This window comes from Candidatus Neomarinimicrobiota bacterium (genome assembly GCA_036476315.1).
Classification (GTDB): Bacteria; Fidelibacterota; Marinisomatia; order Marinisomatales; family S15-B10; genus JAZGBI01.
In genome coordinates this window covers 1-25123 of record JAZGBI010000019.1, presented here as the reverse complement: position 1 = coordinate 25123, position 25123 = coordinate 1, and the positions used below count along the sequence as shown (strand labels likewise).

Annotated in this window: 18 protein-coding genes and 2 rRNA genes; all 20 read right to left on the bottom strand. The window is 51.1% G+C overall.

All coding sequences use genetic code 11. The annotated features are described in order from the left end of the window. Positions 1–14: 14 nt before the first annotated feature. On the bottom strand, positions 15–581 hold the full coding sequence (locus tag V3U24_02360; GenBank protein MEE9166293.1) for a zf-HC2 domain-containing protein: 567 nt from the start codon (positions 579–581) through the stop codon (positions 15–17). Beyond that, positions 581–1171 (bottom strand): sigma-70 family RNA polymerase sigma factor, encoded by a 591-nt coding sequence (locus V3U24_02355; protein MEE9166292.1) that lies wholly within the window; start codon positions 1169–1171, stop codon positions 581–583. The genes V3U24_02360 and V3U24_02355 overlap by 1 nt, the downstream gene beginning before the upstream one ends. Next, the gene (holA, locus tag V3U24_02350; protein MEE9166291.1) at positions 1164–2156 is read right to left on the bottom strand and encodes a DNA polymerase III subunit delta; all 993 of its coding nucleotides are present in this window, start codon (positions 2154–2156) and stop codon (positions 1164–1166) included. Before holA ends, V3U24_02355 begins: the two co-directional genes overlap by 8 nt. Further along, a complete protein-coding gene (locus V3U24_02345; protein ID MEE9166290.1) occupies positions 2156–3613 on the bottom strand; it encodes a sodium/proline symporter in 1458 nt (485 codons plus the stop codon). Before V3U24_02345 ends, holA begins: the two co-directional genes overlap by 1 nt. A 1-nt stretch (position 3614) precedes the next feature. Further along, the gene (locus V3U24_02340) at positions 3615–4379 is read right to left on the bottom strand and encodes an undecaprenyl-diphosphate phosphatase (GenBank protein MEE9166289.1); all 765 of its coding nucleotides are present in this window, start codon (positions 4377–4379) and stop codon (positions 3615–3617) included. A gap of 59 nt (positions 4380–4438) precedes the next feature. Next, positions 4439–5071 (bottom strand): peptidoglycan editing factor PgeF, encoded by a 633-nt coding sequence (gene pgeF / locus V3U24_02335; protein ID MEE9166288.1) that lies wholly within the window; start codon positions 5069–5071, stop codon positions 4439–4441. 80 nt (positions 5072–5151) lie between these two features. Continuing rightward, complete coding sequence (locus V3U24_02330; GenBank protein MEE9166287.1) at positions 5152–7155, bottom strand: penicillin-binding protein activator; 2004 nt, start codon at positions 7153–7155, stop codon at positions 5152–5154. Positions 7156–7164: 9 nt separating this feature from the next. Further along, positions 7165–9003, bottom strand: a complete 1839-nt coding sequence (glmS, locus tag V3U24_02325) for a glutamine--fructose-6-phosphate transaminase (isomerizing) (GenBank protein MEE9166286.1) — start codon at positions 9001–9003, stop codon at positions 7165–7167. 40 nt (positions 9004–9043) lie between these two features. Then, on the bottom strand, positions 9044–10669 hold the full coding sequence (gene guaA, locus V3U24_02320) for a glutamine-hydrolyzing GMP synthase (protein ID MEE9166285.1): 1626 nt from the start codon (positions 10667–10669) through the stop codon (positions 9044–9046). Then, positions 10575–11354, bottom strand: coding sequence for a 5'/3'-nucleotidase SurE (gene surE / locus V3U24_02315; GenBank protein MEE9166284.1), 780 nt, complete (start codon positions 11352–11354; stop codon positions 10575–10577). The genes guaA and surE overlap by 95 nt, the downstream gene beginning before the upstream one ends. Continuing rightward, positions 11347–12189 (bottom strand): acetyl-CoA carboxylase, carboxyltransferase subunit beta, encoded by an 843-nt coding sequence (gene accD, locus V3U24_02310; GenBank protein ID MEE9166283.1) that lies wholly within the window; start codon positions 12187–12189, stop codon positions 11347–11349. The genes surE and accD overlap by 8 nt, the downstream gene beginning before the upstream one ends. Positions 12190–12238: 49 nt before the next feature. After that, complete coding sequence (gene tsaB, locus V3U24_02305) at positions 12239–12910, bottom strand: tRNA (adenosine(37)-N6)-threonylcarbamoyltransferase complex dimerization subunit type 1 TsaB (GenBank protein ID MEE9166282.1); 672 nt, start codon at positions 12908–12910, stop codon at positions 12239–12241. Further along, positions 12885–13328, bottom strand: coding sequence for a tRNA (adenosine(37)-N6)-threonylcarbamoyltransferase complex ATPase subunit type 1 TsaE (tsaE, locus tag V3U24_02300; GenBank protein ID MEE9166281.1), 444 nt, complete (start codon positions 13326–13328; stop codon positions 12885–12887). The genes tsaB and tsaE overlap by 26 nt, the downstream gene beginning before the upstream one ends. Next, on the bottom strand, positions 13325–14881 hold the full coding sequence (locus V3U24_02295; protein MEE9166280.1) for a response regulator: 1557 nt from the start codon (positions 14879–14881) through the stop codon (positions 13325–13327). The genes tsaE and V3U24_02295 overlap by 4 nt, the downstream gene beginning before the upstream one ends. Positions 14882–15007: 126 nt before the next feature. After that, positions 15008–17503, bottom strand: coding sequence for an adenylate/guanylate cyclase domain-containing protein (locus V3U24_02290; protein MEE9166279.1), 2496 nt, complete (start codon positions 17501–17503; stop codon positions 15008–15010). 43 nt (positions 17504–17546) lie between these two features. Further along, positions 17547–20300, bottom strand: a complete 2754-nt coding sequence (locus V3U24_02285; protein MEE9166278.1) for a hypothetical protein — start codon at positions 20298–20300, stop codon at positions 17547–17549. 252 nt (positions 20301–20552) lie between these two features. Next, entirely contained in the window at positions 20553–21245 is a 693-nt protein-coding gene (locus tag V3U24_02280; GenBank protein MEE9166277.1) for a FecR family protein, read from the bottom strand. Positions 21246–21247: 2 nt separating this feature from the next. Beyond that, positions 21248–22447 (bottom strand): hypothetical protein, encoded by a 1200-nt coding sequence (locus V3U24_02275; GenBank protein MEE9166276.1) that lies wholly within the window; start codon positions 22445–22447, stop codon positions 21248–21250. Between the two features lie 720 nt (positions 22448–23167). Further along, positions 23168–23284 (bottom strand): 5S ribosomal RNA (rrf, locus tag V3U24_02270). Between the two features lie 69 nt (positions 23285–23353). Beyond that, positions 23354–25123 (bottom strand): 23S ribosomal RNA (locus V3U24_02265); the annotation flags it as partial.

Genomic DNA, 25123 nt, shown 5'->3' with positions numbered 1-25123 from the left:
CGGGAGGAAAAAACTTATTGTCGGTCTTTCACCAATCTTATCCGATCATCGAAATTCTGTGTCGGCCCGGGAACGTCCTGGGGAGCATCTGTGGAATCATCCTTCGAATCACCGGCGAATTCACCCTGAAAAGAAGCCGGCGTCTTCAATTCAGTCCGGTCGGATGAGGTGGTGACATCCCGCCGTGTGGAAAGAGGAATGGGATTCCCCGAGGGTACGCCTTCCTTCTCGGGAAGGAGGCCAACAGAAAGGACAATGATCAAGACCAGGGCGGCCACTGAGGCGAGTGCGTATCTCGGCTCAAATCCAAGTATTCTTCCCCCTTGATAGTACCGGGAGTACCGTCTCGTGGGTCTATTTACAGATTTTTCAAGCCGTGAACTCAGCCTTGCGTTGAAGCCACTGGAAACGGCTACCCTCTCCGATTCCCTCAGGGATTGGAAAACGGAGAGAACGCCCTCATATGCGTTCTCGCAGGAGGGACAGGTCTCCAGGTGACGATCGAACCGCTTGATGTGTAATAGGCTTAACTCTTTTTCTATGTAGCTCGATATATAGTCCTGAAACTCGTAACAATTCATCAAATGGATGTCCTCCTTTTTTCTTTGACATGCCTTAGTTCTTCCTGTAGCTGCAATCTTGCACGGTTTATTCTCGACTTTACTGTTCCCAGGGGAACATCGAGTATATTACTAATCTCCTCATACGAAAGTTCCTGAATATCTCGCAGAATAACGGCCGTCCTGAAATGGAGTGGAAGTTCTTGTATGGCATCCTGAATCTGCGCTTCCGTGAACCTGCCTTCGGTGTAATCATCGGTCGTATCCTTGGTAGGGAGGTCAAAATCCTTCTCCTCGGTCCCCATCTGACTGAGATAGGACACCTTCCGGCGCTTTCTTTTCCGCAACTCCGTCTTTGCCAGATTCGCAGCAATCGTATAAATCCAGGTCGAGAATTTTGCAATGTCCCGATAGAAATGCCTGTGAGTGTACAGCTTCACAAATGTATCCTGTACAATGTCTTCGGCGTCTTCTTTACTCCCCAGGAAACGGTAGGAGAAATTCATGAGCCTGTTGCGATATCGCTTCACAAGTTCCAGGTAGGCAAATTCATCCCCTTTCTGAAAACGGCCAATCAGTTCTTCGTCACTGTATTGATGTTTCTCAGTCACGATTCATGGTAATTCTGTAGATCAAGGGAATCAATATCACAGTGGGGTCACCACCTGAAGATTTCACACGTTCGTCCGCATAGGCCAGATGACGGAAAATACGATTGATCCTGATCCGGGAATAGACCCTCTTGTATTGGGGCAATTTCTTCTTCACCTTACTGCTCAGCCAGAGGAATTGGTGCACATTACCCTTCCCACTTCCGTCTTCCATGTGGGAAAACAGAAGTTCCTGAAACATCGTTGTCATGAGAGAGATAAGCACGGATACTTCCAATCCCTGATCCAGGAGGCGTTTTCCGATCAGGAGTGCGTCGTCAAGATTCTGCTCACCGATAGCATCGAGGAGCTGCCAAGGAAAATAGCTGCGCTTCCAACCCGCATAGCGAATGACATCTTCTTTCTCAATAACAGAGCTCTCCTCGACTCCCAGAGCTATTTTCTGCATCTCGTTATAGAGGTGGAATACGGAATCACCGGAGAGCTCCAGCAGACTGTCGATGGCATCGTCTGTCGCAGTCAGATTGAATTGTTTGAGAAAGTAATCGACCCAGATTCCTATTTTTTCCGGAAACGGTGTTGAGACGGTGATACTCCCCACAATATGGGACAGCTCCTTTACCAATTTTACCCTGGGATCATATTTATCTATGACAATGACCAGACAGTTGTCACGATTCGGTGAGCGGCAGTAATCGAGAAATTCCTTACGGTTCTTGCCCGCAATAGTCCCCGGATTGCGGAGAATGAACAGTTTTGGCTCAGGGAACATGGAGACGGTGTTCAATTCCATGAGAATTGAGGGGTAGTCTCCCTCGTCCGGATCCAGATAGAGTTTCTCTGGGTCAGATTCTTTCTTCAACGTCTTTTCCAGCTCCTGAATGAAAAAATGCTGGAGGAAAAAGTCATCGCCATTCAAAAAGTAGACCGGGTCGATTCTTCCCGATTTCACCGTTTTGACCGCTTCAATCAGATTTTTCCCCATTACTCGCTTACACGCCTACCTTTCGAATCCATGGTTGATACAAGTACGGCTGTAAGAAAAGCAAGAAGAAAACCGGGTACAAGGGAATACAATCCTGTCCCCTCCAGAAAATTTTCCCATACCATGACGGTCAGAAATCCCGTTATCATACCGGCAAGCACGCCGTTTCGCGTGGTTCCCCGCCACCACAATGTCAGAACGAGGGCGGGACCGAATGCAGCCCCCAGTCCTCCCCATGCGAAAAGCACCTTGTCAAATATGGAACTTGGCAGATTCTGGGCCAGAAGAATAGCGGCACCGCCTATCAATAAGGTAACCATCCGAGAGAGCCCCACCAGCCGCTTCTGACTCGCGTTGCGATTGATGGTCTGATGATAAATATCCTCTGAAATAACCGACGTTGTCACAAGAAGTTGGGAATCAGCCGTTGACATCATTGCCGCCAGCGCCCCGGAAATCAGGATCCCCGCAAACCATGCGGGGAAAATGGTCAAGGCCAGCTCAGGCATCATTTTTTCCGGATCCTCGAAATAGCCTTCGCCGAAAACCGCAAGGGCCACCATTCCCATCAGTATGGCCCCACCATACGTCAGAATGGAATATACAACGGCAATGGCTCGGGAGATCTTGATTTCTTCGGCGGAACGAATACTCATATAGCGTGCCAGGATGTGTGGTTGACCGAAATACCCTGTGCCCACTCCAAAACCACCCAGAATACCGGCGAGGAGAGTCCAACCCGTTCTCCCTCCGGAGACGGAAAGGAGTTGCGGATCAATTGCGCTAATCTCTGCAGTCAGACCTCCCCAGCCTCCCAGATGGGAAAGTGTTACCAGCGGCAGAGCAACCAGGGTCACCAGCATAATAAATCCCTGGACAAAATCGGTCCACGCGACAGCGAAGAAGCCCCCCATCAATGTGTAGAAAGCGATGACGGCTGCTCCAATCAACACACCGCTTGTGTGGCTCCAGCCGAACGTCTGTTCCAGAGATTTTCCTGCGGCGTCAAACTGTGCTCCGATGTAGAAAGTAAAACAGAAGACAATGATTCCGGTGGCTACGAAGCGGATCAGGGGATCCCTGCGGCCGAACGAGAGCTCGAAGAATCGAGGAAGCGTCAACGCACCCAGACGTTCGCTTTCCTCTCTCAGTTTTCTGGCCACAACAAACCAGGAAAGGGCCACTCCGCACACTCCTCCCACCCCGGTCCAGAACGCGGGCTCAAGTCTGGTCCCGGAAGGATCACCCAGTCCATAGGCAAAGGCAAGACCGGGCAAACCGAGAAGCATCCAGCCACTCTCCGCCGACGCCCTCTCGGAAAGTGCAACCACCCAGGGACCCAGCCGGCGACCGGCCAGAAGAAAATCAGGAAGGGTTCTGGCAAGTCTGGCGGTGAAAATTCCGACGACAAGTATTCCAACCAGATATACGATGAATCCGATTCCAACTGCATTCATATCAAATCCACATTGACGAGATGCCCGCGATCAGACAGTAAATCCCAAACCAGTGAAACCTTCCCCTGACCAAAATATGGAGCAAGAATCTCAACGCCACAACCCCGATGAGGACGGAGGTTACAAATCCAACGGCCAGTACGAGTGGCGATTCTTTACCCGCTCCAAAAGTAAGAAAGTCACGTGTCATAATCACCCCTGAACCGAAAAGAGACGGAACCGCAAGAAGGAACGAGAAACGAGCCGATTCTTCCGGATTTATCCCGAGGAACAAACCCGTGCTGATCGTCATTCCCGACCGGGAAATGCCGGGAATCAAGGCGAAGGCCTGACTCAATCCAATGACCGTCGATTTTCCCTTGTCCAATTGCGCTGTCCGGGAGGAGACGAAAGCAGTAAGAATCAAAACGAATCCCGTTAACAGGAACGCAAATGACACAAGCCGAAGATCTTCGAACGCCGACTCCAGTTGGGATTTGAAGATTGAACCGGAAATAACAACTGGAATCGTCCCTATGATAAGATATCCAAACATGGCTTTCGACTCTCCAGTTGACCAGTTTCTTAACAGTTTTCCTATCTCTTCCTTGAACACTATCAGAATGCTGATCAGTGTACCCAGGTGTACCACAACTTCGAACAGGATTCCCGGGGACTGAACTCTCATGAGTTCCTCCGCAACCACGAGATGCCCTGAACTGCTGATGGGGAGAAACTCGGTTACACCCTGGAGTATTCCCAGAATTGCCGCTTCAACCGGCGTCAATATGAAAATCTCCTTGAGAACTTATGCATGGCATTCTCGCTCCCACACCAGGAAAGAGACTATGTGGCACTCATCAGGCAGAGCATTCTGCCTGCCCGGTGGCCATCCCTGCGATAGGACTGAAATCCCCCTCCGTGGCAAAAGGTGCACCGGTCGTCTTCCCTGATATTTTCACGCAGGACTCCGCCTTCCGTGAGCTGCTGGAGGTTCGCTTTTGCCAGATTCAAGAATAGATGATTCCCGTCCCGCTGCTCCAAAAACTGTTCAGAGAATCGGGAGGCTGCATCCTCTTCAACCTTGTAGCAACATGCCCTGATTGAAGGTCCCAGGAACGCCTCGATCTCTTCGGGCCGTGAACCAAACAGGTTAGCCATTTCATCCACCGTTTTGCGGGTCACACTGATGGCGGTTCCTCTCCATCCAGCATGAACAAGCCCGGTTGTCCGGGAAACGGGATCGTGCAGAAAAACCGGGACGCAATCAGCCACCTGTATGGACAAGACAATGTTTGGGTCGCTCGTTACCAGGCTGTCGCACTCACCGGCCGGCCCTGATGATGTCACGGTACGAATTTGATCGGAATGTTTCTGCATGGCAAAGGCCAGATGGCCGGGATCGATCCCCAGGAAACGGGCCAGCGTCTCCCTCTCGTCAGAATATGTTATGCGGATGGCTCTCCCGGGCACGGCCATGAGACTTAACACGTGCCCAGATGGAAAGAAGCCTGAGAAGTCGAAGACTTTAATATTTTTTCTATATTCGGTATGAAGGCTCAGGGGGATTGCAATCCGTTAGAAAGCAAGGAATCAGAATCGAATTGTCCAACCTCAATAAACCTTCCGTCACGGTATTCAAGAACCAGGGCAGAAGAATTCACCCTCGGAGGAGTATCCGTGAATGAGAAGACTTTTGCAGTCCCTCTGAAAGAGTCTGAATGACTGAGGTTCTCCAGTACATTGGCACGGTCAGGATCATCGCCAAACTGACCCGCCAGGAAGGTCATGATATCGTAGGCGGATACCGCCATTTTGTGTGCGTCTCGATCACGTGCTCCGAAAGTCGATGGTCCCTCCGGTCCCTCGACCCGTTGACGGTTGTTGTCAACGTAATCCACAAGAATGGTCAGGCCCTCCACATTTGGCCCGATCAGCTGTTGACCCAGAACTTCCGGTTCATACCAGTTGGTATTACCCAGGAGTAGAGCATCCAGATTGTATGTCGAAAACTGTGAAGCCACATAGTTGATGTCTCCCAAATGAATGGGAAAGTAGATGGCATCGATACTCGATAGCGCAATTTCACTTGAATCTGCGGGAGTGAGTTCTTCCCCTGATGAACTTTCATCGGGAAAGAAGTCCTTTTCCGTAATCACGAAAATATTGTCAAGGGAGTCCAATCTGAAGTCTCTGCCCGATGTGTCCGGCTCAAGAGCCAGAAGCTCAAACGCGATTTTTCTGAGAGAATCAAACTGTTTGCTCAGGTTAACGGGTATTCCCGAATACCACTCCACGGCAACAATTTTTGCCCCCAATTCGTCTCCACGCCCGACGAAGCCGTCCGCTAGTCCCTTGCCAAAACGATCTGCCGGGGCCACGACCGCCAATCTGTCAAGACCAAGAGACCGAACCGCGTATTCGGCCACATAGCGCCCCTGCTTATGCAGATCTGAATTCATCTGAAAGACATTGTGGCCTGACATGCTCAAGCCAACTTGAGGGGAAACGGGAATAAGTAAGGGAACTCCCGACTGCTGGAGAGCCGCAGAAGCGGTCACTGCATTCACGGAGGAAATGGGACCGACAATGGCTACCACGTTGGGGTTTGCAGCCAGCGTCTTGACACTTGACGCCGTCCTCAGATTATCGCCCCCATTGTCCATTATTTCCAAGATGATGGAGCGCGACATTCTCTCTTTCATGACCTCGACTGCGGCCTGAAGTCCGTCAAGAAAGGCTCTGCCCATTTCTTCGTCATAGCCTGTAAGTGGCAGAACGGCACCTACGACAACGGATTCCCGTGACTGGACGTATATCCGTTTTCTCAAACTCTCGTAGATCTCCCGGAAACTCGGAGGAAGGACTTCCAAATCCATTCTCAGAAGCGCAAGGGCAACCGAATTGGAGTTCCCTTCGGCCAACAACGCACTGGCCATCATGAGTGTGAGAATGGAGCGGTTCGCCAGGTCCGTTTCGAAAATGAGGAGATCGTCAATTTCCTCATTTTTCAAGAAGCCCTCAGCCAGATGCTTCAGTTTTTTGTCCAAACGGTTAACCCGGAACTCACTTTCTGATTCAATCCGCGCGTCAAGGTAACTCCTGGCCGCAGATGCGTAACGTCTTTTCTTGACAAGTATGTCTCCAAAACACTCATGCACGTAACCCGTGTAGGAGCTGGCAGGAAATTTCTCAAGGAATTCCCGTCCCAGATCAAGCGCATCGGCGTGGTTTTCCACGTGGATATGGCACTTCATGGCCATAAGGTAAGATGCGGAAAGCTGCGCATTTTGGGCCTGAGACTCACCGGACAGTCGCCGGAAAATATCGAGTGCGCTATAGTATCTTCCCGCATTGTAATGTTCGATTCCCTTTTCAAACAAGAGTTTGGATCTGGTTCTCAAAACAGGATCGAGTGTCGATTTACTCTTCCTCTCCTGAGTCAGTATCTCTGGACGAATGTCCCTGCCGGTGGCGCCAATTTGAGTAGAGATCCCCAAACAGAACCAGACGAATAGAGTCCTATACAGACCAACAGGCTTGGGCGTGCCGGAATTTCTCAAGGCCTTTTCCTATTCAACTGTCACACTTTTTGCGAGATTTCTGGGCTGGTCCACATCACACCCCCGCAGCACGGCCATGTGATAGGCAAGAAGCTGAAGGGGAATGACAGCCAGTAAGGGAAATACGACCCGGTGAACTCTCGGTACCTGGATGACATGATCAGAAAGCTTCATGAGTTCATCCGATGGATAATCGGTCACAGTGATGATTCTCCCGTTTCTGGCCCTAACTTGCTGAATGTTCGAAATGACCTTTTCGAAGGTCTGATCTTTGGGTGCCAGTACCACCACGGGCATTTTTTCGTCAATGAGTGCGATAGGACCGTGCTTCATCTCTGCAGCGGGATACCCTTCCGCGTGAATATAGGAAATTTCCTTCAGTTTCAGCGCTCCCTCGAGGGCCACCGGGAAATTAAGCCCTCGTCCAAGGTAGAGGAAGTTGTGAACATCCTGATATTCTCTCGCGATGGTTCCTATTTCTTCGCTCATTGACAGCACTGCGTCAACATGGTTACTCATGTTCATGATGGCCTCGCAGATCTTCTCGGCCTCGCTCCGCGGCATTGCTCGAGCTCGCCTGAACTGAAGGACCATGAGGATGAAAACAGCCACCTGCGAGGTGAATGCTTTTGTGGATGCTACTCCAATCTCCGGCCCCGCGTGGGTATATATGCCGCAATCCGTTTCTCTTGCGATGGAACTTCCGACCACGTTGCAAATGCCAACAGTAAGAGCTCCGGAATTCTTCGCTTTTCTGACGGCAGCCAGCGTGTCCGCCGTTTCGCCCGATTGACTCACTGCCACGACAACACAGTCCTGGTCAATCACGCTGTTGCGGTACCGGAATTCTGAAGCATACTCCACTTTCATATTTAACCTGGCATATTCTTCCAGGAGATAGGCCCCTATCAGGGAGGCGTGCCAGGATGTTCCGCAGGCTGTGACATAACAGGTATGAGCACCCTGGATGAAAGAAACGTAATCCTGTATACCGCCCAGATGAGCTCGGCACTCACTGGCTACAATGCGGCCCTTCAACGTGTCCACTATGGTGTGGGACTGATCATGGATCTCCTTCAGCATGAAATGAGGAAAACCACCTTTTTCAATTTCCTCAAGATCAAACTCAATCCGCTCCACCTCCTTATTGACAATATGGTTATCCTTGATCCGGTGTATCTCATAGCCGTCCCTGTGAATCGCCACAAGATCCCCGTCATCCAAATAGACGACGTCCCGAGTATGTTCTATGATAGGCGAGGCATCGGAAGCAACAACATACTCCTTCTCGCTGACACCCAGGACAAGGGGACTGCCCAACCGGGCGGCAACCATCGTATCGGGCTCATCCGAGGAAACGACGACAATCCCGTACGTCCCCACAACATCCTGCAAAGCGATCTGAACGGCTTCCTGCAGCGTCAGGGAATCCGATGAGTAGATCCTCCCTATGAGCTGTACCAGAACTTCGGTGTCCGTGTCCGTGGTAAACCGGAAACCTTCATTTGAAAGGACAGTTCTGAGACTGTCGTAATTCTCAATAATTCCGTTGTGTATCAGAGCAATTTTCCCGGATGCGTCGCAGTGAGGATGGGCATTCTCGTCGCTCGGAACACCGTGGGTAGCCCACCGGGTATGTCCGATGCCGAGACTTCCTTTGAGGTTTGAATCCTCAATGAGCCGGTTCAGATCACTCACCTTTCCCTTTCGTTTTATCAGATGAATGGCGCCTTCGCACACGGAAGCCACTCCTGCCGAATCGTATCCCCGATACTCCAGCCGTCTAAGACCGGCCAGGATCACGGGAACGGCATCCTTTTGTCCGATATATCCTATGATTCCGCACATAGTTTCACTCCACAGCCGAGGGTGATGATTGATTCATTAACTACTCCCATTCAATAGTTCCCGGTGGTTTCGACGTCACATCGTAAACCACACGATTGACTCCGGGGACAAAGTTAACGATTCGATTCGAGATTTCGTTCAGATTCTCATGGGAGAGGCGGTACCAATCCGCCGTCATTCCATCAGCGCTGGTGACGGCTCTGAGACTGATAAGGTTCGCGTACGTTCTCTGGTCACCCATTACACCAACGGTCTTTATCGGTACCAACACGCAGAATGCTTGCCATATTTCATCATATATCTCTTTTTCCTTCAGGAAGCTGATAAAGATTTCGTCCGCGTCGCGCAGGATGGAAAGGCGCTCCGGGGTTACCTCACCCACTATCCGTACCGCCAGACCGGGGCCGGGAAACGGATGCCTGCCCAGAATCTCCTCCGGAAGACCTAATTCCCTCCCCACTGTGCGCACTTCATCCTTGAACAAATCCCTCAGAGGTTCCATCAACACAAAATCAAGGTCTTTCGGAAGTCCGCCCACATTATGATGGGACTTGATGACATCTGCGGTGCCGTCTACACCTCCGCTTTCAATTACGTCCGGATAGAGTGTCCCTTGTGCAAGGAACCGCGTCTGGCTGTCGGGCCCGGCAATCTTTTCAAACGATCTTATGAACTGCTCACCGATGATGGTTCGCTTCTTCTCTGGATCGATAACACCCTTGAGATTCCTCAAGAAATCCTTAGAAAAATCATGGTATTCGATGGGTAGACCCAAACCACCCTGCAGAGTCTCAGTAATGTACTTTCCTTCCCTCTTTCGTAGTAAACCGTGATCTATGAAAACTGCTCTCAGCTGTCCACCCACTGCCCGGGACAGGAGTTTGGCAACGACAGCGGAATCGACTCCGCCGCTCACACCGCAAAGAACGGTCTGGTTTCCCAATCGTTCGCGGATTTGACGCTCTACCTCCTCAACAAAAGAGGCTGATGTCCAATCGGGTCTGCACTTCGAAATCTTGAACAGGAAGTTGGACAGGATTCTGTTTCCCTCATCCGTATGTGCCACTTCTGGATGAAACTGTGTTCCAAAAAGTGGCTTGGCCGTATGCTCGGCGGTCGCCACCAGATCATTGTCGGACCACGCCGTAACGGACCAACCCTCGGGCACTTCATTCACTCTGTCACCGTGGCTCATCCAGACACGGGATTCGGAAGAAATACCTTCAAGCAAGCTGCTCGAAGCCTCGCGATGTATTCTGGCAAACCCGTATTCACCCCCTCCGTTTGAACGAACCTTTCCTCCATCATGATGAATCAATACGTGGAGTCCATAGCAGATTCCCAGAACCGGGATTCCCAGATCGAGGATGCCTTCGTTAAAACGAAGGGCTCTATCACTGTACACGCTCGACGGGCCACCCGACAGGATCATGGCTGCGGGATTCATAGCCCTGACCTGACCCAGTGAAATATTGTGTGGCACGATCTCCGAATAGACTCTTTGCTCCCGCACACGACGCGCAATGAGCTGTGTGTACTGAGAACCAAAGTCGAGCACGAGTACAGTTTGTCTAGTCGACACCGTCTTCCGAAAGTCCCCATGATTTGAAATATTCAATGGAATCTTCGTGCGTAAGATTGTAGTGCAAAGGTGTGACAGAAACATAGTTCTCACGGATGGCCACGTCATCCAGGACGGGATCCTTTTCAGGTGAAACATGACGGCCGTTCATCCAGTAATAGGTTCTCTGTCTCGGATCCGCTCTCAACTCAAAATCCTCTTCATAGTAGCTTCTCCCCTGTCTTGTGAGGCGGATCCCCTTGATCCCCTCTTCAGGTACGTGTGGCACGTTTACATTGAGTGACACGCCTGGAGGGATTCCTTTCTCAAGAATGAGTTTTAGAAGACGCGAGGCAAATCTCGCCGCAAAGTCATAAACTGGATCCTCCCACGCATCCAGTGAAACCGCCAGCGATGGGATTCCCATGAGGACGCCTTCCGTTGCAGCGGATACTGTTCCCGAGTATAGAATACTCACTCCCACGTTCGCACCTCTATTTATTCCGGACATCACCACATCGGGGAGACGGGGCAGAAGACTCCTTACGCCAAGTTTGACGCAATCTGCCGGGGTGCCGTCGACGGCAAAACCGGAGAATCCGTTCCTTCTGTCAACCTCCCTGATTCGAATGGGACTCGAAATCGTGATGGCATGGCCTACGGCACTCCTCTCCGTTTCCGGAGCGACGACCACCGTCTTCCCCAGGGCCGCAGCTGCTTGCTGCAGCGCAAGAATGCCACTGGAATAGATTCCGTCATCATTAGTGATAAGAATAAGGGGTTCAGCCATGAGCAAAATCCAATATCTGGCCCAACACCTCTTTCATCTCTTTGCGGTGCACAATGCGGTCAACGAATCCTTTTTCCAGCAAGAATTCGGCTCTCTGAAATCCCTCTGGCAAGTCCTCCCCTATCGTCTGCTTGATGACCCTGGGACCCGCAAATCCGATCAATGCTCCTGGCTCAGCCAGGATAATGTCGCCCAGCATGGCATAGCTCGCCGTGACGCCACCGGTCGTGGGATCCGTGAGAATAGAGACATGCATCCCGCCTGACTCGGAAAAGCGGGCGAGCTTGGCCGATGTTTTGGCCATTTGCATGAGGGAGTAGATCCCTTCCTGCATCCTGGCGCCACCGGAGGCTGAAATGGTGACAAGAGGCAGGGAGCTGTTCAGGGCGTGATCGATGGCCCGGGAGAGTTTTTCACCCACCACAGATCCCATGCTTCCTCCGATGAAATCGAAAGTCATGATACATAAAACCAGACTCCGATGGTCCATTGACCCTTGAACTGTTGACAGAACATCCAGGGTCCCTGATTTGGCCATCGCGGATTCCAACTGTTCGGTATATTTCTTTCTGGCCTTGAAATGAAGGGGGTCTCCCGATTTCAAACCGGGATTGAGCTCCTCGAACTTGCCGTCATCGAGAAGCATCTTCATATAATCAGCCGGGCGGAGACGAAAGTGGTAATGACAGTGGGGACAAACCCATAATGCCTTGGCCAGTTCCCTGGCATAAAGGATCTCCTCGCATTTGCGACATTTCTCCCAGAGTCCATCAGGAATCGACTTTCTTCCCGCCGTCTGGAGCTTTTCCCTATCCCGTTTGAACCAAGCAACCATACAATGCCAATTTCCATAATCCCATTATCTTTTACAACCTTTCCCCTTATTACCGATCTGATGAACCGGCGGCCCTTACCTTGAAGGGTGATATATAGTTGGGTGCTACTTCGTAAAAGTTCTCAACCTTCAGTTTCTCAAAATCAAGGAGAGAGAGCTCCCCGACACACCTTGCGGAGGGTGCCGCATGGTTCATTTCCAGACCGGATTCAGCCTGCAGAAGATGATCACAACCGTACTGACAGATGGAAATGTCCCTCGGGAGAGTCTGCAAGGCTTTCTCCCAGGTCCCCGATTTTGGGTTTTTCTGCTCAATAGGATATCCATCTGAGATAAGAAAATCTTGGCTGTACACAACGTTCTTGTGCGAATGGAGAAGACACCTCAGCTTCCCTTCCTTCTTTCCGGTCCCCATTGCCATAGCGGTGAGCGTTGGGACAGGCACCAGGGGAATACCCGCGCTGTAGGCTAATCCCTTGCCGTAACTCAAGCCTATCCGCAATCCCGTAAATGACCCAGGGCCGATGGATACGGCAATACCGGTGAGTGTCGGTAGGCTGAATTCGTGGCGATCTCTCAATTCCTCGTAGAAAAGGGGAAGTTTCTCGGCGTGCTCACGACCTAATTCTGACTCGACCATACCCTCAAATTCACCCTCCAGGAAAAGAGCAATCCCGCAGACGGAGGAGGCTGTCTCAATCGCCAGGAGATCCATTCCCATTCGTTTGAACGGTGATCTCCCGTACCCCCTCCGACGGTGAACTGAATCGAATATCTGTCGCCCCGTGGGGAATAACTTCCGGGAAACGATCCGCCCATTCAATCACCGTTACGCCCTCCCCGTAGAAATAGTACTCCAGTCCGAGATCCTCGACTTCCTCCCGAGAACTGACGCGATAGAAGTCAACATGATACAGGGGAATACGACCGGCAAATTCATTGACCAGCATGTATGTGGGTGAATTCACGGTAGCGGAGATTCCCAGTCCTCTGGCGAGACCCTGAACAAACGTCGTCTTACCGCTTCCCAGCTCTCCCCTCAAAGCGATAACATCACCAGGAGATAACAACGCGGCAAAGTTCTGGGCAAGTCTTGCCGTCTCATCAGGAGAATGGGTCACGTTCCTTTCCCGGGTCATGCCTTGACCGTCAATGAAAGCGTGGGGACCATCAACTCTTCCATGGAAATGCCCCCATGCTGGAAACTGTTCTGGTAAAGATTCAGGTACTTCCGGTACTGGGTCGGATAGACAAAATAGACATCTTCTTTCGCCATGATATAGTTTGTGCCTGTGGTCACCTCCGGGAGGAAATAGTCACGAGGTCGCTTTACCACCAACGCGTGTTTCTCACTGCAATTGAGATTGCGGCCATATTTGTATCGAACACCTGTGGATGTTTCCTTGTCCCCGATCAACTGAATTCCCTTCTTGACCCGGATACTTCCATGATCGGTCGTGACAATCACCCTGTAAGATGAATCACTGAGATACCTCAGCAGATCGAACAGCCAGGAATTTTGAAACCAGGTTCGAACGGTGGCCCTGTATCCTGACTCGTCCATCAGCATTTCCTGTAGTACATCCGACTGAGAACGGTGGTGCGTGAGTAAATCGACAAAATTCACTACGAGGGAGATGAAAGGTTTATCTTCATACTCCTTTATGTGGCTCAGGAAGTTTCTCCCCGCCCTCGCTACGTTGACTTTGTGGTAATCGAAAGATATATCGTCGTGCTGGAGGCGGCCCAGCTGTTCTGTCATGAAATCGCGCTCGTACTGGTTCATGCTCGATTCACTTTGGAGCATGGACTCCCAGACTCCCGGTTTTCTCTTCTGAATCTCAGAAGGAAAACGGCCGCTAAAGATCGCGTTACGGGAAAAGGGCGTGGCCGAGGGAAGAATGGAAAGATGATAATCCATTTTCGCATCGAAATAGGGTTGCACGTCGAGCAGGATGGTCAATGCATGATCCAGTCGCAAACAGTCTATGACAAGAAGGAACACTTTCTCGTCGTTCAAGAGGTGCGGTGCCACAAATTGACTGAAGACGTCCACAGACAGTGGAGGGCGGTTGTCGGGTTCAGAATGAATCCAGTGAAGATAGTTCTCCACAAAGAAATGTGTAAATCTGCTGTTTGCGCTCTTGACCTGCTCATCAAGTATCGATCCGAGACCGAGATCCTTGCGACTGTCCATTTCGATTTGCCAACGGGTGAGCTTCAGGTACAACTCCCACCACTCATCCATAGTCAGTTCCGAAGAAATCGTCGCTTCGATCGCCTGAAAGTCTGATAGGTACGTGGAGGCCGCCTTTTCATCCAGGATCTTTTCTTCCTCAAGAATCTTCTTGCAGGTAAGAAAAATCTGACTGGAATTAACCGGTTTCGTCAGATAATCCGCAATTTTCTCGGAAATAGCCTCGTTCATCAACCACTCTTCTTCGCTCTTCGTGATCATGATAACAGGCATTCCCGGCCGCAATTCCTTGATCTCCCGCAGGGTGGCAATTCCGTCCATTCCGGGCATCATTTCATCCAGAAGGACCAGGTCGAAAGCCTCTTTTTCCACATGGGCAACAGCATCACGGCCATTTGTGACCTGTTCCACTTCATATCCCTTTTCCTCCAGATAAAGAATATGAGGCTTCAGTAGATCAATCTCGTCATCTATCCACAGAACACGGCCACGCATGGCTCATACACCCTTCACATGGAATGAGTAATTACACTCGAAGATCAAGGTAAGAAATGATTTCTTTGAGAACAATCAATTATGGAAGAAGTTCCGGGGGTGTGGCGCTAGAGAAAACTCGGGGAATTACTTCTTTGCCAGAGTCCAGACCCCATCCCAGTCGTCTCCCGGAGGATTTGCCTTGAAGAACTCACACCTTTCAGTATAGATACGACTCGGATTCGTGGGCCTCAAGGGAAACATGTTCTCAAGTTTCTCGGCTTCCTTAAAAGCCTTCAAGGCTTTATCCCATTTCTGATCATTATAGTGTTGGATACCCTCATGAAATACGGGCACCACCTTTGAATGCACATCATCCAATTCACCCGCACTCGTGAGAAGTTCGTACACTTTAGCGGGACGCGTTTTGCCCTTCACTCTGACATTGTCAAGAAAACGCCACTCAAACCTTTCCTTTACTGAAGAATACGTCGATTCCGCCACCTGAATATAAACGCCGTATTGTTTGGCCGATGCTTCCAAACGGGAGGCAAGGTTCACCGTATCCCCCATCATCGTGTAATTCATCCTCATGTTTGAACCCATGTTTCCCGTAACCATTTCACCTGAACTGAGTCCCACCCGGTGGCGCATGTTGTGCACCAGCTCGGGCCATTCATCGTCTTTGGACCATCTTTCTCTCAGGTTCTCCAACCTTTTTTCCATCTCAAGCGCCGTGATGCAGGCAGAGAATTCATGATCTTCCACGGGCATGGGTGCTCCGTAGAAGGCCACAATGGAATCACCGATATATTTGTCCAGTGTTCCGCGGTGCGAAAGAAGAATGTCTGTCATCTCAGTCAGATATTCGTTCATCAAGGCAACCATTTTCTCCGGTCCGAGGATTTCAGAAAAGGAGGAGAAACTCTGAATATCCGAGAAGAAAGCCGTATGGTAACCCAAATCACCACCCAGTTTTGGCTCCTGCTTGTCTTCATACATTTGATCGATAAGCGTGGGCGAGACATATGTCCCAAAAGTATTCTTAAGGAAACGTTTGTCCTTCTGCTCCATGATGAAACTGTACAGTACGTTACTGCCATAGGTCAGGAAAACGCCGGCAATCGGCGCCAGAATGGGAACGATCGTCGATTCCCCGATTCCAGGGGTGCGGATGAAAATCCAGTCCCCCAGCTTTGCAATCCAGGGAGTGGGAAGAATGTTGTGGATGAATGCTTTCAAAAGCCACCAGGAATCTGCGGTAAACTGTCCCACCGCGAAACTGAAGAATGCCAGGACCTCCAGCAGAATGCTCAGTCCGGCAAACAGGGGATTCATGAAAGTAAGAAAGATGAAGGCCAGCAACGACAAACCGGCGACGAGCGACATATGTGATTCCCACGATTTCTCGGTCCACGAAACACGATTCCCAAACACGGACATGAAGTTCCTATCCATGAGAGTCTGAATGGCGTTGGCGTGAAATTCCACACCCGGCGTGAACTGGAGTTGCCCCGCAAAACTGTAAAATGGCGATTTCTTCACATCATGTAACACTTCAACTGAGACACCTATTAACACTATTTTATTGTAGAATGGTGATGAGGTAATGTCGAACTCATCGCCCAGGCCGAGTTGGACCATGAGTTCGGCTCTGGTATCTGGATCCTCAATCTCTTCCAACCACCCTGGCACCTCACCAGGTAGAAATTGGCTCATCCAGTCAATATCCTCGTCAGGATCCCTCAGTTCAACATCCACAACATCCACTACATTGGATAGAGGATATCTATTGAACGTCTCCCATGCTTCTCCTTCTCCTATTTTGATGCCTGAGGGTGGTCCATAGTAATTCACCAGAAATCTACCGGGGGAACTGGAAATAGGAATGGTCAATGGCCCATAGTTTATCACGTTATTGTCGTAATCAACCGAGGGAAGCGTTTCATCGGACAACTCCAGATACTTCTGAGCGGCTTTCATCCCCAGGGTAGGGTACCACCTGTCAGGTTCCTGTTGCACGGAAAGGAAGGTGTAGTATTGTCTTGAAAAACCATCCAGGTCAGGGTTCTCATTTACCAGGCCAAAACTTGGATTTGCCGAACGCAATATATCTATGGGATATTGGATGTACTGAGGCGGTACTCTCGTGGGCTCCTGGACCAGTTTGGTTGCCAGAATCACAGAAGTTCCTCTCGTTTGGGCCTCTCTGATCGCGCGGGCAAAGACGCTGTCACCGTGAGCGGGAACCAGACCGCGCAACCCCTTTTCTGCCAAGCCCTGGCGAATCTGCTTCAAATACTCAGTGTAGCGATCGGGAGCGTCAAACTGTATGTCAAAAACGATGACTTTCGCACCAGCGAGAGAGAGATTTTCCAGCACCAGAGCCCATACGTGGCGGGGATAGGGCCATGTCCAGGGAACCAGTCTGTAGCTTTCGTCATCAATGTCCACGATGACCACGTTGAGACTGTCCTTGGGGATCTCATCCCTCGCAGCCCATCCGGAAAGAGGACCTCGAATGCGGAATGCAAGATCGACGGCTTTGAGTTCAAGACCATCGAATAGATGGATTCGGTGCATAACCATGATCAACAGAAGGGAGGCGAAAGTGAGGCCCAGGCTCGCCAGATGCTTCTTCATAAACCTGATAACATTTCTCATCATTCTGAATGCCGCTTACAAATCAAAATACATAATTCGCCGAGAATTTCACAGCCAATGTTGCCAGATCCACTTCCTTTTCTACGTGTCGAATTTTCGTCGAGAACGCCGCCCGTGTCACGAACCGTCTTAACGGCTCCAATTCTGCCGACGCCTTGATCCCGTAATAGGAAAACTCAGATATCCCGGTAGCCCTGGAAATGGACAGACCGCCCTGAATTTTCAACCGATTCCCCCAGGTGGCATACGATGCATCCATACCAACACTTGTGAGTTTCGATTCCCGTTTCCCCGACGAAGTAACTGCGGCAGAGGGGAGTTCGTAGGTGTACCCGGAAAGGTTGAGGGCCAGTCGCAAAGGGAAGATATACTTCGCAGATGCCGTCATGGAATAGGAACTGGACTTCGAGTTGGGAGGCGAGAAACCTTCGTCTCTCTCCTTTTCAAGAAGATCCACAACTTCAACGGAGCTGAATGTGCCCTGAATATTATACCTCACGTCGCCACGCCTCAAGGGAAAGTTCAGTGAAAAGAGTTTGTTTTGTGTCCTGGTGTCCTCTCTTCTGTCTTCGAGAGAAATGGAATCCTCACCGGTGATGGTTGCCCAGACGAGGGTGTCCGATTCAGTTTTTCCATTACTTCTCTGGACTGACTGGAAATTGGTGGAAAATGAGGGGAGGTCCAACCCGGGTGTAAGCGTGAAGTTCCCGGATACCGTATTCTGAGCGTACTCGTCCACAACATCTCTCAGAATGGCGTTGTCCCGGTGCTTGTATTCAAAGTTCACGGCCATCTTGTTTTCGATAAACCTGACTCGATCTGAAAGAGTGAACTCTCTGAGATTCGAGGAAAGATAAGGGTTCGCCAGCGACTTGAATTCCGGTCCAATCTGGGAATACCGCATCTTAAACGTATTGTTGTAGTAATACGCCCTCATTCCGAAGTTGTAGGCGGCCGACGGCATATTCATGATGGCGGCAAGAGGCGTTTTCCCGTATCCTTCGAGATCGATGGGCACCAGGGGCGTCATGTACTGATTGACGACAAAGAAATCCTCGAAGGTTGACGGATCCACTACATCTTCCAATGGAAACCCTGAATTGACGACGGTCACTGAATCGTCCTCGTAGGTCCGCGCCATAAAATTGTCCTTGGTGTCGTCGAGCAGCGTGTCGAGACCTGTCCGCGTGATAGCGCCGTCCCATATGTTCCTGTTCAGCAGGCTCATGGCCCAGTCTACCTCAAAAGTAAGCCTCCGGTCATCGAAAGCGACGTCCAGATCAAACCCCAAGACGACATTGTCTTGGGGCGTATCGCCACCCCATTGCGTTGCCGCCAACTCATATCTGGCTTTTCCCTCGATTGCCGTTTTGAACTCATCAAGACTGTATACGCCGGTGTCAATCTGGGCAACCCCGAGCAAGGTATCCTCAAAAACGGTAAATCTGGCCCCGCGAAGGTCCTTTTCAACCGTGGGAATTTCGTCCTTTGCCTTCTGAAAATTGAGGGCAAACTGAAAACGGTTTCGAAAATTGAGACCAACGCGGTAACTCCTCACTTTTCGCTGAAAGGTGTAGCCCCTCCTGTCCAGAATGTATAGGGGAACCAGTTTTCCGCTCAGACTGTCCGTTCTGATTTCAGCCACCTGATAGGATTTGTCTGTGTCAGGCGATCCCTGAATTGACCGTTCCAGGTCACCATTGACCAACTGAAACCGAAACAAGTTCAGATTCACATCGATGCCCACCCCCCGGATTCTCTTCCCGTCGATCGTATAAGGCGACAGGACCGACGTGAAATCCCCGAGATTTACCGTGATATTATCACCGGAGTTTGCCGTGATACCATATCTGTTTCTCGGTTGTCTCAACTTGCTTTCGTCCGAGGCCACCCTCACATCTACCCTCAAACCGAGCCACGGCCAACCCCCTTCCAATCTCGTTACAGTTTCACCGATGGAGCGGAGCCGACGGTCTACCCGGTCCAGAGTCATATCGGTTCGGATTTTTCCCTTATAGCTAAATTCGTCGGAAGCCGTCACGATCCCGGCACTCCTCGCCGCAACGGTAAATGTCCAGCTCACAGGCCGGAAGGTGTGCCCATAGGTATTCGAAAGTTCAATCCTCACCGTGTGGCGGCCCGGTAACAATGATGAAGGAACATAGGAAATGATCTCAGGACTTACCGCTGCCTCAGCTGTGACATTCCGGTTATCAAGGAAGATCGCGATGGAATTAAGATCAACATTCCGGACATTGAACAATGATGCCATGATGAGCACGTCGGCTGCAGGGATGATCTGACCCTCACCGGGGCCGATAATCAGCACGTCAGCCCTCAGTGCCGCTCCGGCCACCCTTCTTGCCTCCCCGGGGGATCTCCCTTCCTCGCGCCGTGCCTCGACTGCCAGTCTTTGGGGAGAACCGAAAGGATCTTCCCGGGGAAATGCGAGAGACGATCCATCGGCCATGCGGAAAACCAGCGCATATTCCACCCCTTCTCTGGTGAGAAACTCTGGAGAAATCGTTCCTCTCCATGAACCTCCTTCAAACGTCATGCCGGTTTCGTGGTACGCATTGTGTCCTACAGTTCGAAAGAATACTCTCGCTTCAAGAACGGTCGCATCACCCACGACGATGGCTTCGAGTTGCACCGTCTCTCCAACCCTCTGGGTACCTGGTGGGATGTGGTGAAGTGTGGAAATACCGAAGACGGGCGAGAGGCAAAGCGCAAGCCCTATGCCAAACTGCCTGACAAGACAGGTACTCCAGGTCACTTATCTAGCCCCGTCTATTCATGAACCGCGGAGGAAGTGGAGTCTAATCTCTGGCTTTGATACTGGTTACTTTTCAATCTATCAATTGCGTAACCTTCCGTAATTAAGTTTACATACGATTCCCGTATGAGACCTCATGATAACTGGGATGCGCCATAACCGCGGTGGTCAGGTGACGAACAATATGGGTTAAATGGATGGGAATAGAAGACAGAGACAGGGAATAGTGAAAGCTAGGAGAGGTATCGTACCCTAGTCATAATTGATAATGAGGTCACGCTCTTCCCCATCGGCATTTCTCAGTCGTATTCGCAGCTCCTTCAGCCCGTCGCCTGTTTCATCCTCGTCCTCGGGAAGATCATCCGGATTTGTGGCATTCACGCCAAGAGAACCGTCCTGACCGGAGGTACCCGTCTCATTGGGACCCACAGTGACCACATTTCCGGAAATAAGGTTAAGGAGTTCCACCAGGCCGTCAAGACACATTACCTGATCTCCCGACGTAGGATCCGACGCCATCCAGAATGATGTGCCTTTGACCGATGCCACAGAAGTGGGAGTCGAGACGACGAAATCCCCTTTTCGCTGCTCGGAAACTTCAGCTTTCAGGATTCCTGCCATCAGATCAATTTTCTTGGATATGCCGTCTCCTTCCCGTTGTCCGCGGATTTCCAGATCAGTATTGCCCTTCATTTTCAGCAGACTCTTATCATCGAGATATACCATCACGAGAAATCCACTCGCCCCTGTCCGGACGAAGTCCCTGTCAAACAGCACGGTCGCAGGAGAAAGAGGTGCGAACTCTTCCCGTGCAGCTGGTCGACGTTCAGCGGCGCCTTTGACTTTGGTGGTCACCGCCACGCCGTCCGCCGCCAGCAGGAATTCCAGAGAATACAAAAGTATGCAAGAGAGATGAAGGAGTCGTTGGATAGGCACCTTGTTCATGGCTACTCAGCAGACACGTTTCTGATCGAAACTGATTCGTCCCTGATCTGATTCATCAGATCGAAAACAGCTTCCACGGAGACTTCCATGCCATCCATGGTGTAGGTTCCCGCGACCTCGTATCCGGCCAGAACACCGTCGGGTCCGAAGTATTTATTGAACAGCTCCTCACCCAGCGCGTCCCGGAGCTGTTGGAGCACCGGATGAAGCGTCTCGATCCCCCATTCGGGTGGCTGGGAGAGGTCGGTTACCTTGAATGAGAAGATGGGACTCAAATAAGATTCAGTCCCTATCGTTGTGGGAAGCTGTTTCATGACCTGCCAGACGTAGACTCCCCCGGCGACCAGCTCAATGGCTCCCGTAAAAGGGTATTGGAAGGTAGTCGTTCCGCCCACGGGATGCCAGCCCTGGGTCTGATCCATGGGCAGGGTGGTCACGTCCTCTATTGCTTCATCGAGCGAGCTGTGGGAATCAGCTTTGTACCGGGCCACACGGAGAGACGATTCACAGTTCGGACACGGTTCTGTTTCCCACTGGAACACGGGATATGGCGAGTAGACTGTATTTTGGCTTGTGTCCTCAAGGGCCCCACCGGGGGTGATGAGATTGAGCGAAGTTGGAGTCGAAACGATAATGGGCTTTGTCGCCTGGTCGGTCGGGGTAAGATTATTTTTGGAGGAGCCCGTGGAAACGACGACACGAAAGAAATACTGTCCCTGGGCGAGTTTTCCCGTGGATGCTATGGATCCCAACATGCTCTCAAACCTGCCATAATCCATCTGTTCTACCAGATCCACAGAAAGGGGAATCTCATTGGGAGGTGAGTCCCGATCATACAAAAAAGTGGTTTCCGTTGACAGTTGTCTGTTGTCGATCCTCAGGGGCGCAAACATCTGAAACGGTTCTGTCTCCATCTTGATGACCGTTGTTCGACTTTCGATGCCAAGTGAGGGGGAAATCATACTCATTTCGAATTCCAGTGACGCCCAAACTTCCGGGTCCTCGTATTTGTCTCCTTTCTCTCTGAGTAGATAGCTAAAGAGCAAAACGTCCGTGGCACCGGTCTTGAGGTCAATTCCGCTTACATAATATGTTGCGTAGGGAACAAAGCCGGGATCGGCAATCAGCTCTACGGACTGCCCCTGCAAGGCTGTAGCAAGCCCCGTGAAGAAAAGCAGCAAGTGTTGAAGACGGAACTTCATCTGCGTTTTTTCAAGTTACGATAAAACATCGGTTCCATATGTGACATACGTCAAAAAGGTCTGAACCGTAGGCCGAGTCCGCACGGGCGAATTTATGTCTTCATTCAGGGTAAGTCAATCAAAAGTGATGCCGAGACAAGCATGTAAAATCGTGTGTCGATCGTCCAATCTGAATTGTATTCCCGAAACTTCCGTCGCTTGCATACCGTGACCCCGAAATTCTCCTGGTGAGATCATCTAACGGTCTTTTCTTCTGTACTTCTCTTTGTCGAAAGAGAAGTACCAAGAGAAACTCCGGCTGAATCCCGCCTGGGCGGGACCCGCCCGTGTTGGCTGGATCCATGGGCGCAGGCAGCCCCGCCCAAATTATTTTCAGGCCGAGCTTCTTTTCCAGCGCTTTTCTTCGACTAAGAAAAGCGCAAGACAAAGTCACGGTTGGGATCGTCACGGATGAGAATATGAGGGACAATCGACGCAACGTTTTACATGATTCCTGCTGAGCGGCAGAAGACAGCCCGGGCATTCTAGAGAAAGTCACCTCGAGAGAAGAAGTCCCGGGCGACGAACTACTCTCCCATCCGCCAACCGGCGGACAGTACCATCATTGGGCAAGGTTGATCACGCCCTTGACGTGATCGTGTCAGAAAAGGATAATCCTACTTCTGCTGTCGTCCTAAAAAAAAAGCCCCAACCTGTAAGATCGAGGGCTTTCCAAGAAGTCCCCGGCGACGACCTACTCTCCCACCCCGTCACCAGGGCAGTACCATCGGCGCTGCAGGGCTTAACTTCCGAGTTCGGAATGGGATCGGGTGTGTCCCCTGTGCTATGGTCACCGAGAGAAGTTTTTCAAAGAAATCTTTGACAATTGGTCAACGGAAGGCTGTATCGTTTGAGGATACAGAGGTTTTGATAAAGCCTGACGGCTGATTAGTATCACTCGGCTGAATCCGTTACCGGACTTACACCTGTGACCTATCGACGTTGTCATCTCCAACAAGCCTTCACCCCCGATCGAAATCGGGGAGGGAAACCTTATCTTGGGAAGGGCTTCGCGCTTATATGCTTTCAGCGCTTATCCCCACCGAACGTAGCTACCCAGCGATGCTCCTGATGGAACAACTGGTACACCAGAGGTTCGTCCGTTCCGGTCCTCTCGTACTAGGAACAGCATCCCTCAAGTTTCCTGCGCCCACGGCGGATAGAGACCGAACTGTCTTACGACGTTCTAAACCCAGCTCACGTACCACTTTAATGGGCGAACAGCCCAACCCTTGGGACCTTCTTCAGCCCCAGGATGTGATGAGCCGACATCGAGGTGCCAAACCCCCTCGTCGATATGAGCTCTCGGAGGAGATTAGCCTGTTATCCCCGGAGTACCTTTTATCCGATGCGTGACGGCCCTTCCATTCGGAACCGCCAGATCACTAAGCCCTGCTTTCGCACCTGCTCGGCCCGTCGGCCTTGCAGTCAAGCTCCCTTATGCCTTTGCGCTCCATGCACGATTACCAACCGTGCTGAGGGAACCTTTGGGCTCCTCCGTTACATTTTGGGAGGAGACCGCCCCAGTCAAACTACCCGCCTGACAATGTCTCACTCCCTGCTTCAAGGGTAGAGATTAGAATTTCAACAAGGTAAGGGTGGTATTTCAAGGATGGCTCCACTCCGCCTGGCGGCGGGGTTTCACAGCCTCCCACCTATCCTACACATACAGAACCAAAACCCAATGCCAGGTTATAGTAAAGGTTCACGGGGTCTTTTCGTCCTGCCGCGGGTAGCCGGCATCTTCACCGACGCTACAATTTCGCTGGGTTCTCGGTAGAGACAGTGCTCAAGTCGTTACACCATTCGTGCGGGTCGGAACTTACCCGACAAGGAATTTCGCTACCTTAGGACCGTTATAGTTACGGCCGCCGTTTACCGGGGCTTCGTTTCTGAGCTTCTCCTCCCGATAAATCGGGGGGATAACCCCTCCACTTAACCTTCCGGCACCGGGCAGGTGTCAGTCCCTATATGTCGTCTTGCGACTTTGCAGAGACCTGTGTTTTTAGTAAACAGTCGCCCGAGCCTATTCTCTGCGACCTCTTTCGGCTCCGTCCGTTCCGACAAGTCGGAAGGTCTTCACCTACTTGAGGCACCCCTTCTCCCGAAGTTACGGGGTCAATTTGCCGAGTTCCTTTACCGAGATTCACCCACGCACCTTAGAATACTCTTCTCGCCTACCTGTGTCGGTTTGCGGTACGGATGCCCCGCAACCTTGCTTAGAGGCTTTTCTTGGCAGCATGATTAGGGTCAGTTTGTGTCCCAAGGACTCCTATTCGAGTCTCGGAGTTAAGTCCCGGCGGATTTGCCAGCCGGGACCTCCTACACTCTTAAACCCGGACAATCAAAACCGGGCTGACCTTTCACTTCTGCGTCCCCCCATCGCTCAAACGGTTGTGAGGCAGTACAGGAATATTCGCCTGTTGTCCATCGCCTACGCCCTTCGGCCTCGGCTTAGGATCCGACTAACCCTGAGCAGAGTTACTTTACTCAGGAAACCTTAGGCTTTCGGTGTCCCAGAATTTCACTGGAATTATCGCTACTCATGCCAGCATTCTCACTCCCGACCGCTCCATCCCGATTTCCATCGGAACTTCACCGCTGTCGGGACGCTCCCCTACCTCCTCCCGATAAATC